Source organism: Veillonella infantium (genome assembly GCF_002959895.1).
Taxonomy (GTDB): domain Bacteria; phylum Bacillota; class Negativicutes; order Veillonellales; family Veillonellaceae; genus Veillonella; species Veillonella infantium.
In genome coordinates, this window is record NZ_PPDD01000014.1 from 62,758 (window position 1) to 76,836 (window position 14,079).

Consider the following 14,079-nt stretch of genomic DNA (forward strand, 5'->3'; position numbering starts at 1 on the left):
AGTTCTAGGAGGAATTTATGTTTAAACCAAAAGCCTATAAAAGTATGCTTGCAGCGTCCGTGTTGACTGCTGTCATGGGGACAGGCAGTGTATTTGCTGCTGAGGTACAAGCTGGCTATACTCCAGATTTAAATAGCACAACAACAACTAATGCTGCTACTACTAATGATGCAGCTACAACTCAAGCTGTTTACAATGCTGATGCAACTACTACAAGTACACAAGATGAAACTGATGCAGCTATCTTAGCTGCTCGTGGTGATACAACTATATCTAGCGATGGTACTGTAGTTAAAGGTTCTGATGGAACAGTTACAGTAAATAATGCTGCTTTGAAAACAGATGACAAACAAGTAAAAATGGTGTCTAAAACTACTGGTGGTACTGACCTTGATAAGGCTGCTGAAAATGGTCAAACTCAAGCTGTTACAACTGTAGAGGCTCAATATGTTACAGCTGCAAATGCAGAGTCTATTAATCCATATGTAGGTAAATTGATTACTGGTTTATCTATCTCTGGCGTAACAGCTGAACAACAAGCACAATTATTACCTATCTTAACAGAAAAAATCGGCGATGCTGTATCTGTTGATGGTGTATTTAAAGACGTGACTAACTTAGGTAATACTGGTTACTTCTCTGAAGTAAATCCTGTATTCACTACCGTACCTGAAGGGGTTAAATTGGACTTTGCAGTCACAGTAAACCCAATTACTACTGGTGTAGTTTTCGAAGGCAATACGGTTTATACATCTGAAGTGTTGACTAAATTCATGGATTTACAACCAGGTCAAGTTCTTAACTCTGTATACGTAGGCCAAAAAGTTCAAGGTATCAACGCAGCATATGCTCGTGATGGCTATATGTTGGCACATGTAGATGGTATTCGTGTAGATGACCAAGGTGTGCTTCATGTTCATATCGTAGAAGGTATTGTAGAAGATATCGTTCCTGCTGGTAACAAGAAAACTCGTGACAAAGTTATTACTCGCGAATTCGTTCAAAAGAAAGGTAAACCTTTCAATAAGTTCTTGGTACGCCGTTCTGTAGAACGCGTATACAACTTAGGCTTCTTTGACGATGTAAATGTCCGTATGTTGCCTGGTGAACAAGATCCTAACAATGTAATCATTGAAATCGATGTGTTGGAACATAAAACAGGCACTATTACATTAGGTGCTGGTTACTCCAAATCTGATGGCTTGATGGGGATCATTGAATTTGGTGAAGATAACTTCCGCGGTACTGGTGATAAATTCAAAGTTCACTGGGAAATCGGTGGTAAGAAAAAATACAAAAACTACCAAATCTCTTACTTGAAACCTTGGATTGACAGCAAGGGTACATCCCTTGGTTTCTCCTTCTTCAACCGTGAAGATGAATATACAGATTACAACGAAGATGGTAATGAAGTAGCAGAATATAACAAGAAATCTCGTGGTTTCAATATCTCCTTCGGTCGTCAAACTGGGGAATATACACGTGACTACTTGACATTAGAATCCCGTAAAGATACTTATAAATGGGATAGTGACGATAGCTCTGGTTATCGTTATGACACAGATGCTATCTCTAATACAAGTGGTAGCGGTAATGATTGGAATAATACTAATCCAAATACTGGTGGTAGTTGGAATTTTGCCTCTAATAATTACGTAAAAAATAACTTTGGCCGTATTAACTCCATTACATGGCAAAAGGTATACGATTCCCGTGATAATATTTATGATCCGACACGTGGTCGTCGTATTTCCTATACAGCTCAATGGGCTGGTCATGGTTTAGGCGGTGATTTCGACTTCTATAAATTCACAGCTGAAGCACGTATGTATAAAAAACTAGGTGCTAAGAACGTTTTGGCATTCCGCGCACGTGGTGGTTTTATCCAAGGTGATGCACCTTATAGCCAATTATTTACATTGGGTGGCGCTGATTCCTTACGTGGTTACGAAGATGATCAATTCCGTGGTAAGTATATGTATAATGCGACATTGGAATTCCGTTTCCCAATCGTTAAAAAGGTTAGTGGTGTGTTGTTCACTGATATCGGTGATGCATGGGATGCACCAAATGTTACGTGGTACAATGGCAAGAAAACCTTTAACTATGGCGTTGGTGCTGGTGTTCGTATTACTACACCAATTGGCCCAGTTAAACTTGATTATGGCGTGGGTAAACACAAAAATAAATTCCACTTCAGCTTCGGCACACAATTCTAATATAGTAAATATATATGGTGGAGGCCTCGTTTCTAAAGAGGCTTTCACCAATATCTCTATATGGCATCCTTTGATGCAGTAATTTAAAGAAATGAGGGCACTCTATTATGATGCGAATGATGAACAACAAGGCGAATGTGAAAATTTTTTCTATCGTCATTGCTGCTATTTTTATTATTGGTATTGGCGCTTTAGCGTATACACAAATGGCTACGCCAAGTGGTAATAGCGGTAATAGTACAATTGGTGTTATCGATACATCTCGTATGATGTCTCAAGATAATCCAATTTATATCTCTGCAGCTCAAGAATATATGAGTTATCAAAGTCAATTACAACAAGAAACACAAGCAAAAATTGATGCAGCACAAGATGATGCGACTAAACAAAAATTAGCTGAAGAAGCACGTCAAAACTTAGCAAAAAAAGATCAAGAAATTGCTAAATCCGTTCAAGATAAAGCGATGGAAGCAGCAAAAGCTGTGGGTGATGCAAAAGGCCTTAGCGTTGTAATGACTAAAGATACTGTATTATACGGTGGTGTAGATATTACAGATCAAGTATTGAAAAAATTAGCTAATGATGCGAAAAAATAAACTGTAGTTCTATGTAAGGGAGAACGACAATGAACGGGAAAAAACGATATATAGGATTTGCCATATTTCTCGTTGTTGCATTATGTGCTATGGTTTGGGCCTATGGATTTGTGACGAATCGTCAGCAGAGTCCTGATGGGGTATCAATAGGTGTTGTACGTATTGATGATGTATTAGAGTTTAATCCTTCTTATGAGGATTATAAACAAGCAAAAAATGAATTGGACCTTTTACAACGTCAATATGAACTTGAGCAACAAGCTCTAAATGCCAAGTCAGAGACACAAGAGGAACAGTTGAAATCTCTTGCATTAGATTCAACCTTGTCAGATGCTCTTACGGTGGAATTGCAAACTCGTATTGCAACAAAAGAAAATGAATTGAATCAGCAATTAAATGCGAAACGAAATGAACTCACTCAAAAATATTTAGCCCAGTTAAAAGTTAGTGCTAATGAATATGATCTTGAAATTGTAAATCTTCAATTAGATTTATATGCTTATGATGCTCGTGTATACATTGATGATGCACAAAAAGAAGCGGCTATGGCAGAGAAGGCTAAGAAAGAGGAACGATTGAAGGAGTTATTAGCTAAGAGAAAACCATCTAATCTAGATGTAGACTCTATTAAGGCTAAAGTACAAGCAGAACTTGCTCCTATGCAACAAAAAGGGCAAGAAGAGCTTAACCAATATGCAGCATCTTTACAAAAGGAATTGGCTGCAAAACGGGATACTATGGTACAACAACAAGCACAATCTATTATTGCTAATAATAACTTACCTGTTGCTCAGGACTGGAATGATTCTTGGGCTAAAAAGCTTTCAGATAAAGAAGCTGAAGTGAGTGCACTTCATGAGGCCATTTTAGAAGATGTCCGTATGCGTGTAGCAATTATTGCAGAGGAACAACATTTAGATTTAGTCATCATCGATGATGGTGGTAATATTAAGGGGCTTGATATTACTGATGCTGTAAAAGCGTCCTATCGAGTTCAATAAGGAGTTATATTATGAATAAACGTATTAAATCTTTAGTATTAGGTGCATCCTTAGTGGCTTCTATGGCTATTTTAGGTGGTTGTGGTTCTAATAATATCGGTTATGTTGATAGCGTGAAAGTAGCAAACAGCACTGAAAAAGGTATTGAAATCACTAAAGAAATCAATGCTAAAAAAGCTGAGTTGGATGCTAAAATTGCAGCCGCTGATGAAGCCTCTAAACAAAATGTATTTAATCAAGCTAATCAAGAATTAAACGCCTTTGCCAATGCAAAAGCACAAGAATATCGTCAATATCAAGAACAAAAAGTTGGTGAACTTGTAAAAGAGAAAAAACTTGATGTTGTTATCGAAAAAGGTGCTGTTGTTGGTGGTGGCACTGATGTGACTGATGATCTGATTGCGAAGATGGGCAAAGCTTCTGATGACCAAATTAAAGAAGCTCAAAATGCAGCTAAAGCACAAGAACAACAAGATGCACAACAAAATGCTCAACAAGCAGGTCAAACTACAGCAGTTAATACTGAGGAAAGTGCACAATAATTAAGGATTATTACAGGGGGAGGAGTTTACCTTGGAAAAAACTTTACAGGAACTCGCAACATTAGTAGGTGGTCGTGTTATAGGCGATGCATCTATTGTTATTACTGAGACACGTAGCTTTGAACAAGCTGTAAAACAATCCATAACTTTTGCAGTAGGTGAATATGTTGAACATATTGCATTATGCCAAGCGGGTGCTGTGATCGTTGAATCTGAAGTGAAAGATGCACCGATGGCTCAAATTGTAGTTGATAATGCAAAAGCAACGTTTGCACAAGTGTTAGAACTCTTCCATCCACCTGTTGTTGTTCCTAGAGAAGTGCATAGCACTGCTATTATTGGCGAAAATGTAACGATTGGAAAAAATGTTGCTATTGGTGCCTATTGTGTTATTAATGATAATGCAGTCATTGAAGATAATGTAACAATTCGCCCATATGTTTATATTGGACATAATGTGCGTATTGGTGAAGGTTCTGATATTTATGCAGGCGCTATTGTTCATGAAAACTGTATTTTAGGTAAACGCGTTGTATTGCGTGCTAAAGCAGTAATTGGTGGCGAAGGCTTCGGTTTTGCTACAGAGAATGGCGTACATACTCATATTCCACAAGTTGGTAATGTTATTCTTGAAGATGATGTTGAGGTTGGCTCTTGTACAACAATTGACAATGCTACAATGGGATCTACATTAGTTCGTCGTGGTACAAAAATCGATAACCTTGTACACCTTGGTCACAATGTGGAAATTGGTGAAGATTGCTTCTTAATTGCTCAAGTTGGTATTGCAGGTAGTACTAAATGTGGTAATCATGTAATCTTTGCAGGTCAAACTGGTTGTACTGGACATATCACAATTGGAGATAATGTGCAATTTGCTGGAAAGACTGGTATTACAGGTAATGTACCATCTAATTCTATTATGGGGGGCTATCCTATGAGACCACATAAAGAATGGTTAAAATTGGCCGCTTATGAAAACCGTTTGCCGGATATGGTTAAAACAGTAAAACAATTACAAAAAGAAATTGACGCTTTGAAAGCACAGCTGAAGGAGAGCTAATAATCCATGTATAGGTTTATGAAAATCTTTAGTGCCTTTATTTGCTTATTACCTAAAGGTTTGCAATATGCTATTGGTACATTGCTTGGTGAAATTGCGTGGCTAGTAGTGCCGCCTAAACGCAAGCGCCTAGCGATAGGCCAAATTCTATTCTGTAATATTACCGATGATCCCAAGGAAGCTCGACGCATTGCGAAAGCTAGTACAACACGCTTTGGTCGCATGATTATCGATGTATTACGCTATCCTGAAATTAAGGATGGTGCATACAAAGATATGGTAGAGTTTATTAACAAAGAGTACTTAGATGATGCTTTAGAAAATGGTCGAGGCGCAATTTTGGCGGCTGTTCATAGTGGCAACTGGGAACTCCTTGGGGGGGTTCTTGCTTCGGAAGGGTATCCGTTGATTTCTGTAGCAATGAAACAGAATGGTGATGCCGATAAGTTTATCAATGAATATCGTCGGATTATGCACCAACATGTGACTTATAAAACTGGTGTGCGGGAAATGATCAATGAACTAAAAAAAGGTGCTTTTTTAGGCCTTATTATGGATCAGGATCCTGGTGATGATGGCGTTCTTGTACCATTCTTTGGTTATGAAACATTGACAGCTGCTGGTCCGGCTGTACTGGCTCGTATGCAAGATGTACCAATCATTTTTGTGACTATACATTATAGTCCATTTTCTGAAAAATATGAGATTGAAGCACATCCACCGATTTATGTGGAGCGTACAGATGATAAAAAACGCGATATAGCTGTTACTACTACTCTACTTAATGAGTTTATTGAAGATTATATTAGGCGTTATCCTGAAGATTGGTTCTGGCTTCATAACCGTTGGAAGTGGACACGTCGTTTCTACGGCGAGCAGATTGATACTCCGCCAGATGTATATCGCTAATTATTAAATATAAAGAGATTTTACATGTTTATTTGTACAGTATCGATTTAGATACCGCATGAATAAAGCATAGTAAAGTCTCTTTTTATTTTGCAGTGTATAAAGTAGTATTTATAATTAAATTTATATAAAGTTAATTATGTGAAAAATGCTTTCAAAATCATTGAATATATGGTAAATTTCTTGTATCACCTATGCAAATAGGGTATAATACATATTGGTGTATAGTAAACGTGAATTCAGATTATGAAAGGACTTTCTTATGAGTAAGCCACAACAAACAATTAAACAGGCTATTTCATATCAAGGGATTGGCCTTCATAGCGGTGAACCAGTGAATATGGTTTTTAAACCTGCACCTGAAAATACAGGAATTGTGTTTATCCGCACGGACATTGAAGGTCATCCTTCTGTGCGAGCACACATTGATAATGTGACGAACACTATGCGCGCTACTACATTGGAAAATGGTGAAGCGAAGGTTTTCACTGTAGAACATGTTATGGCTGCGTTCAGTGCTATGAATATTGATAACTGTTATATCGAGATGGATTCTCCTGAACCTGCTGTAGGTGATGGTAGTAGTGCTATTTTTGTAGGCCTTATAGAAGAGGCTGGCATTCAAGAACAAACAGCACCACGTCATGTATATAAAATAACTCGCTCCCATGCTATTTATGATGGTGATCGTTTTATAGTTATTTTGCCATACGATGGCTATCGCATTACATTTACATCGGTTAACAGTCATCCGTTACTTGGTACGCAAAATTGCGATTTTGAGGTTTCACCAGAATACTTTAAAGAGCATATTAGTGCTGCTAGAACTATCGGATTTATGAAAGAATTAGAACAATTACAGGCTATGGGCCTTGCAAAAGGTGGTACCTTAGATAATGCGTTAGTTTATGATGATGAGAAGTGTTTGTCTGTACCTCGCTTTGATGACGAATTAGTTCGTCATAAGGCATTAGACGTAGTAGGCGACTTATTCTTATTAGGACGAATCGAAGGTCATGTAATTGCTATGAAATCGAGTCATGAATTAAACTCAAAATTGGCTCGTAGTATAATGGAAGAAATAAGGGAGACACAGCCATGATTCTTAATCACGAAGACATTTTAGAAATTTTACCTCATCGTTATCCTATGCTTTTGGTAGATCGCATCGTTGAGTTAGAACCTATGAAACGCGCTGTGGGCATTAAAAATGCTACATTTAACGAATTGTTCTTCCAAGGTCACTTCCCAGGTAATCCAGTAATGCCAGGCGTGTTATTGACTGAGGCTATTGCACAAGTTGGTGGTATTGCTTTGTTATACCCTGAAGAAAACCGAGGTCTTACACCTATGTTTACAGGTATTGATAAAGTTCGTTTCCGTCATCCTGTAAAACCTGGTGATCAAGTACGTATGGAAGTTGATATTGTAAAAATCAAAGGTAAAATGGGTAAGGTTGAAGGCCGTGCCTATGTTGGCGACAAATTGTGCGCTAGCGGTGAATACATGTTTGCCCTTGTATAATGATTGAGGAGTGATTGTAGTGATAGTTGTAGGCATGGAAAATGCAGAATCCAACATCCATAGTACAGCCATAGTCCATCCAAATGCTAAATTGGGCAAAGATGTAATCGTAGGTCCTGGTGCTGTAATCGGCGAACATGTCGAAATCGGCGATGGTACACAAATCGGTGCACATGTTGTAATTGGTGGTTGGACAACCATTGGTAAGCGTTGTGAGATTTATCCTAACGCATCTATTGGGTTGGAACCGCAAGATTTAAAATTCAAAGGTGAAAAAAGCTATTGTAATATTGGCGATGAAACGGTTATCCGTGAATTTGTTACTATTAGCCGCGCTACTGGAGAAGGTGAAGAAACACGTGTAGGTAATAACTGCTTGCTTCAAGCATGTACACATGTGGCTCATAACTGTATTGTTGGTAATAATGTAATTATGAGTAACTGTGCAGGCTTAGCTGGTCACGCTATCGTTGAAGATCGCGTAGTTATTGGTGGCCTTGCAGGTATTCATCAATTTGTTAAGATCGGTCGAAATGCTATGGTTGGTGGCATGGCTAAGGTGGTTCAAGATATTCCGCCGTACGTTATTGCTGATGGTCAACCGGCGCGTGTTATCGGCCTTAACTCTGTTGGTTTATCTCGTGCAGGCATTTCAGAAGAAGTACGCCGAGATTTGAAACAAGCATTCCGTATTATTTATCGTTCTGGTTTTAGCTTATCTAAGGCTATTGAAGAAATGGAAATGCAGCTTGATTCTTCTGTAGAAATTGAAAATTTATTACGCTTCTTGCGCAATGCCGATCGTGGTATTATGCGTACACGTCGCGACTAATTCAAAAGACCTCGTACAATGTACGAGGTCTTTTTGTGTAATCTATAAATATTAATATTTTTATATGATCTATAAAATTTAGAGTTTTAATTGGATAAGAATTTTATAATGGTAGTTCATTAATATAAAATATTTTGATAAAAATATTTGAATAAATTTTACGTTTCTAAGTTGTAAAATTGGTATTAAAATAATTCTGTTAAAATGTTGAAGAAATAGGCATAAAACATGGTGTTTTAATGGTAAAAAGTGTCCATTTATAGTACAATATATTGTATATGATTATGTCTTTTTTGAGGCATTATTTATTGTAAATTTGTAATTACTAATTGATATATAGGCCGTAGGTCATCTAGGAGGTATAGTCTTGGCAAAGGTAGGATTGATTGCAGGCATTGGAGTTTTACCTGTAGAATTCATGCGTGCCGCTCATGTATTAGGTCACGAGGTAGTTGTTATCGGCGTGGTTCCAGATATAGACCCGGCTTTGAAGACTGAGGCCGATGCTTTCTATGATATCAGTGTTGCTAAACTAGGTAAAATCTTCAAAACCTTGAAAAATGAAGGTGTTGTAGAGTTAACTATGTTAGGCAAAGTTACTAAAGAAATTCTTTTTAAGGGCCTTGCTTTCCCAGATTTGAAAACATTAGGCGTGCTTAAACGTTTGAAAAATCGTAAGGATGACACGATTATGCTTGCCATCGTTGATGAAATTGAAAGAGAAGGGTTTAAAGTTTTAGATCAAACCGTATATCTTAAACCATTTATGCCGAAGGTGGGGGTGCTTTCCAAAGCACAACCAACTGATGAACAATGGGCGGATATTTGCTTTGGCTTTGAATTAGCAAAACAAATGGGGGGGCTTGATATTGGTCAAACCGTTGTTGTTAAGCATAAAGCGGCGATGGCAATTGAAGCTATTGAGGGTACTGATAAGTGCATTTTGCGTGGTGGTGAGTTAGGTCGTGGCGATGCAGTTGTAGTTAAAACAGAAAAGCCAAATCAAGACGTGCGTTTTGATGTACCTGCTGTGGGGATTAAAACATTAATGTCTATGATTGACAGTGGCTGTAAAGTGTTAGCTGTTGAAGCAGAAAAGACTATTTTTGTTCAGCAAGAAGACGTACTTGATATGGCGAATCGCCATGGTATTGTCATCTGTGCTGTAGACCAAGAATTTGTGAATTCCAGAAAGGATGCATAATGAAAGTCATGTTTTCCGCCGGAGAAGCATCCGGTGATACTCATGCGGCCAGCGTTGCTAATGCACTAAAAGAAATAGATCCTTCGGTCGATATGTTTGGTATGGGTGGCACCTTGATGGAACGCGCTGGTGTTCGCATCGTATATGATATTAAAAATTTAGGTGTTATCGGGATTGTAGAGATTGTTAAATCCTTACCAAAATTCTTTAAACTTCGCACATATTTAAAACGCGTCATGATGAAGGAAAAACCAGATATTCTCGTATGTGTAGACTATCCTGGATTTAATATGAAGCTGGCAGCCGTAGCCCATGAATTAGGGATTCCTGTTCTATATTACATTGCTCCTACAATTTGGGCATGGCATAGCAGTCGTGGTAATACAATTCGTAAGTATGTAACAAAGGTTGCATCCATATTCCCCTTTGAAGCTGAAGCGTATCGCAAATATAAATGCGATGTAGAGTTCGTGGGGCATCCATTATTAGATATCGTACATCCTACGATGACTAAAGAGGAGGCTGAAGAATACTTTGGGGCTCGTAAAGAAGCTAAAAAAGTATTGCTTATGCCTGGTAGTCGTAAGCAAGAGGTTTTATCCTTGCTTGATACGATGTTAAAAAGTGGCGAGCAATTGATGGCAAACCATGAAGATATTCAATTCTTCTTGCCTCGGGCACATACCATCGATCGTAGTGAACTAGAAACTTTCATCGATGCTCATAAGGTGCCTGTTACGATTACAGAAGACCATACGTATGACTTGATGCAGATTTGTGATGTATGCCTGGCCGCATCAGGAACTGCTACGTTGGAAACGGCAATGATGGAATTACCGACCGTGTTACTGTATCGTGTATCCCCAATTACTTATGGTATTGGGAAAATGGTAGTAAATGTATCACATGTAGGCTTGCCTAATATTGTGGCCGGTAAAGAGGTAATTCCTGAATTATTACAAGATTCTGTTACACCACAGGCTATTGTATCTTTAGTGGAACCTCTTCTAACTGATGTTGAGAAAAATAAAGCTATGCGCAGTGAATTACGTGAGGTGCATCATAAATTAGGTGAGCCTGGTGCTGTAAAACGAGTAGCACATCTTGTATATGATCTCGGTAAGGAGAAATGTAATGAATAGTTATTCTAGGCTTTTATACTTTGTAAAGCCTTATTATAAACGCATGATCTTTGCAGTATTTTGCATGATTATTGCGGCTGCGGCGTACTTGGTAGTGCCTTGGCTAATTAAAAATGTAGTAGACCAAGTATTAGATGACAAAAATATGTTTATGTTGAACCTCATTGTAGGGGCTATCATTCTTATATTCTTAATTCGTGGCTTTGCTACCTATGGTCAAACCTATAATATGTCCTACATTGGACAACGTGTCATCATCGATGTCCGTGAGGCTATTTTTAATCATTTGCAAAAATTAAGTTTATCTTATTTTGACCGTCGTAAGACTGGCGTCATCATGAGTAATCTTACGAATGACGTTGCTGCCTTGCAAACTGCCGTTGTAGATAATTTGATTTCCTTTATTACTGAATCCGTAACACTTATCGGTTCCTTGGTATCTATGCTTCTCATCGATTGGAAATTGACACTCGTTACCTTCGTTACAGTTCCAGTAGTCTTGATAATTATTAATGTGTTTGGTAAAAAGCTTCGCGTTGCAGGTCATGACGTGCAAGGACGTATAGCCGATATTACGGCACTTTTACAAGAGGTTATCAGCGCTATTAGAGTGGTGAAATCTTTTTCTCGTGAAGATTTTGAGCGCAAGCGCTTTGAAGATGAAAATGATCGTAACTTTAGAGCTGTTATTAAGGCTACCAAATTGACTAGCTTACTAAGCCCAATGGTTGAGTTCTCTGCGGCTATCGCTGTAGCGGTTATTCTATGGTACGGCGGCTATTCCGTAGTAACTGGTGCAATTACGGCTGGTTCTTTAATTGCGTTCTTGATTTATGCCATTAACTTGTCCAACCCGGTAAAACGCTTGAGCCAAGTGTATGGTAATATTCAAAAAGCCTTAGCAGCAGCTGATCGTGTATTTGAAATCTTAGATACTAAGACGGATGTTGTAGAAAAAGCTGATGCTACTACGTTGCCATCCATTAAAGGCGATGTAGAGTTTAAAGATGTTTCCTTCTCTTATGATGGTGAAAAAACGGCGCTTGAAAACTTCACCTTGTCTGTTAAGGCTGGTGAAAGTGTAGCCCTTGTTGGTCCATCTGGAGCAGGTAAAACGACTCTTGCTAACTTGTTACCTCGCTTCTACGATGTAACGGGTGGCGCTCTTACCATTGATGGTTATAATGTAAAAGATGTTACTTTTAAATCATTACGTGAGCAAATTGGACTTGTACCACAAGAAACAGTATTATTTAATGCCACGATTAAAGAGAATATCTTGTATGGTCGATTAGATGCTACTGATGAAGAGGTATATGAAGCTGCTAAGGCTGCTAATGTTCTTGAGTTCGTAGAAAAGATGCCTGATGGTCTCGACACAGTTGTAGGTGAGCGAGGTAGCTCCTTATCTGGCGGTCAACGTCAACGGATAGCCATTGCACGTGCTATTTTAAAAGATCCTCGTATTCTAATCTTGGATGAAGCCACATCTGCATTAGATACAGAGAGTGAAAAACTTGTACAAGAGGCACTAGATCGCCTCATGAAAGGGCGTACTGCATTTGTTATTGCCCATCGATTGAGCACAGTTCAAAATGCTCATCAAATTGTTGTACTTAATCAAGGTCACTTGGTAGAGCAGGGGACTCACCAAGAGCTATTAGCTGTTAATGGCGGATTGTACAATCATCTCTATTCCGTTCAATTCTCCAACAAAGGATAACCATGTACTGGATATATAATGTATTGCTCATATTTTATTGGATTGGCTTGATTCCGGTTATTTTATACCGTCTCGCCTTTGAAGATGGATTTTATGAGCGTATCAAACAGAGTGCAGGCTATATGCCAGCCTCATTACTAAAGAAAATAGAAGGCCGTCGTGCTATTTGGATTCATGCTGCTTCTGTAGGGGAAATTGTAGCTACTAGTCCATTAGTAAAAGAGGTAAAAAAGGAATTTCCTGAAGCCGTTGTGGTCGTATCTGTTGTAACGGCTACAGGTCATGCAATGGCACATCGCATTATTCCTGAGGCAGAAGGTATTATTTTCTTCCCTCTTGATTTACCTTATTTGACACGTAAGATTTTGCATATTATTAAACCTATTGCCATCTTGCTTGTAGAAACAGAAATTTGGCCAAATTTCTTGCGTATTGCGCAATCAGAAGATATTCCTGTTATGATGGTTAATGGGCGGATTTCTGATCGTAGTATGAAACGCTATAAATATATTAGTGCGTTCACAAAAGAAATGTTGCGTTCTATTGAACGTTTTTGTATGCAATCTAAGTTTGATGCAGCACATATTGAAGTGTTAGGAGCTCATACACCAGATATTACCGTAACAGGGAATATGAAGTACGACCAAACGTACGCTACTGTATCAGATGAAGAAAAACAATCTCTTCTTGAAGAGTTTGGCTTTGGTAATAATCATCCTATAATTATTGCTGGTAGTACACATAAGGGTGAGGAAGAAACAATATTTGAGACCTTTAAACAAGTATTGCAAGAATACCCTCAAGCTCGTTTACTAATTGCGCCTCGTGAGATATATCGCGGTCATGATGTTCAAAATCTAGCGAACCGTTATGAATTAAATGCTATTTGTCGTAGTGATATGACTGAGCCAGTTCATGAAGGAATACCTGTAGTTGTTTTGGATACTATTGGCGAACTCGGTCGTTTGTATAGCTTAGGGGATATTATTTTTGTTGGTGGTTCTCTTGTGAAAACTGGGGGCCATAATATTCTCGAACCGGCAGCACATGGTAAACCAATTCTTGTAGGACCGTATATGTTCAATTTCAAAGAGATTTTCGCTTTATTGCATTCTCGTCATGCTTGTGAGCAGGTAAAGAATGGTAAAGAATTAACTGATATGGTATTGCAATTATGTAAGGATAAGGATTTATCAACGAAAATGGGACAAAACTGTCTTGATATTATTCGTGAAAATCGCGGTGCTACACAACGCAATACACAAGAGTTACGTCAGTTGTTTGAAAAACACCATATTATTCCATAAGCTAGATATAATTTATT

General features: G+C 38.3%; 13 protein-coding genes. All 13 read left to right on the forward strand.

Going from position 1 to position 14,079, the window contains the following annotated elements:
* Positions 1-17: 17 nt before the first annotated feature.
* The 13 genes from VCHSUH03_RS08795 (at position 18) to VCHSUH03_RS08855 (ending at position 14,062) form a co-directional block, all read left to right on the forward strand.
* The gene (locus VCHSUH03_RS08795; RefSeq protein WP_105086179.1) at positions 18-2,219 is read left to right on the forward strand and encodes a BamA/OMP85 family outer membrane protein; all 2,202 of its coding nucleotides are present in this window, start codon (positions 18-20) and stop codon (positions 2,217-2,219) included.
* Positions 2,220-2,326: 107 nt separating this feature from the next.
* The gene (locus tag VCHSUH03_RS08800) at positions 2,327-2,815 is read left to right on the forward strand and encodes an OmpH/Skp family outer membrane protein (RefSeq protein WP_105086180.1); all 489 of its coding nucleotides are present in this window, start codon (positions 2,327-2,329) and stop codon (positions 2,813-2,815) included.
* A gap of 29 nt (positions 2,816-2,844) precedes the next feature.
* Positions 2,845-3,816: a coiled-coil domain-containing protein gene (locus VCHSUH03_RS08805; RefSeq protein WP_105086181.1), complete on the forward strand. Its 972-nt coding sequence runs from the start codon at positions 2,845-2,847 to the stop codon at positions 3,814-3,816.
* A gap of 11 nt (positions 3,817-3,827) precedes the next feature.
* A complete protein-coding gene (locus tag VCHSUH03_RS08810) occupies positions 3,828-4,358 on the forward strand; it encodes an OmpH/Skp family outer membrane protein (protein ID WP_105086182.1) in 531 nt (176 codons plus the stop codon).
* A gap of 31 nt (positions 4,359-4,389) precedes the next feature.
* Entirely contained in the window at positions 4,390-5,421 is a 1,032-nt protein-coding gene (gene lpxD / locus VCHSUH03_RS08815) for a UDP-3-O-(3-hydroxymyristoyl)glucosamine N-acyltransferase (protein ID WP_105094763.1), read from the forward strand.
* A gap of 6 nt (positions 5,422-5,427) precedes the next feature.
* Complete coding sequence (locus VCHSUH03_RS08820; protein ID WP_105086184.1) at positions 5,428-6,330, forward strand: lysophospholipid acyltransferase family protein; 903 nt, start codon at positions 5,428-5,430, stop codon at positions 6,328-6,330.
* A 262-nt stretch (positions 6,331-6,592) separates the two neighbouring features.
* Positions 6,593-7,432 carry a UDP-3-O-acyl-N-acetylglucosamine deacetylase gene (gene lpxC, locus VCHSUH03_RS08825; RefSeq protein WP_105086185.1) on the forward strand — a complete coding sequence of 280 codons (840 nt, stop codon included), beginning with the start codon at positions 6,593-6,595 and terminating at the stop codon, positions 7,430-7,432.
* Positions 7,429-7,854, forward strand: coding sequence for a 3-hydroxyacyl-ACP dehydratase FabZ (fabZ, locus tag VCHSUH03_RS08830; RefSeq protein WP_004695477.1), 426 nt, complete (start codon positions 7,429-7,431; stop codon positions 7,852-7,854). The genes lpxC and fabZ overlap by 4 nt, the downstream gene beginning before the upstream one ends.
* 19 nt (positions 7,855-7,873) lie before the next feature.
* On the forward strand, positions 7,874-8,686 hold the full coding sequence (gene lpxA / locus VCHSUH03_RS08835) for an acyl-ACP--UDP-N-acetylglucosamine O-acyltransferase (RefSeq protein WP_174683260.1): 813 nt from the start codon (positions 7,874-7,876) through the stop codon (positions 8,684-8,686).
* 367 nt (positions 8,687-9,053) lie between these two features.
* The gene (locus VCHSUH03_RS08840; RefSeq protein ID WP_105086186.1) at positions 9,054-9,890 is read left to right on the forward strand and encodes an LpxI family protein; all 837 of its coding nucleotides are present in this window, start codon (positions 9,054-9,056) and stop codon (positions 9,888-9,890) included.
* Complete coding sequence (lpxB, locus tag VCHSUH03_RS08845; protein ID WP_105086187.1) at positions 9,890-11,032, forward strand: lipid-A-disaccharide synthase; 1,143 nt, start codon at positions 9,890-9,892, stop codon at positions 11,030-11,032. Before VCHSUH03_RS08840 ends, lpxB begins: the two co-directional genes overlap by 1 nt.
* Positions 11,025-12,755, forward strand: coding sequence for an ABC transporter ATP-binding protein (locus VCHSUH03_RS08850; protein ID WP_105086188.1), 1,731 nt, complete (start codon positions 11,025-11,027; stop codon positions 12,753-12,755). The genes lpxB and VCHSUH03_RS08850 overlap by 8 nt, the downstream gene beginning before the upstream one ends.
* Positions 12,756-12,757: 2 nt before the next feature.
* The gene (locus VCHSUH03_RS08855) at positions 12,758-14,062 is read left to right on the forward strand and encodes a 3-deoxy-D-manno-octulosonic acid transferase (protein WP_105094764.1); all 1,305 of its coding nucleotides are present in this window, start codon (positions 12,758-12,760) and stop codon (positions 14,060-14,062) included.
* Positions 14,063-14,079: the final 17 nt, after the last annotated feature.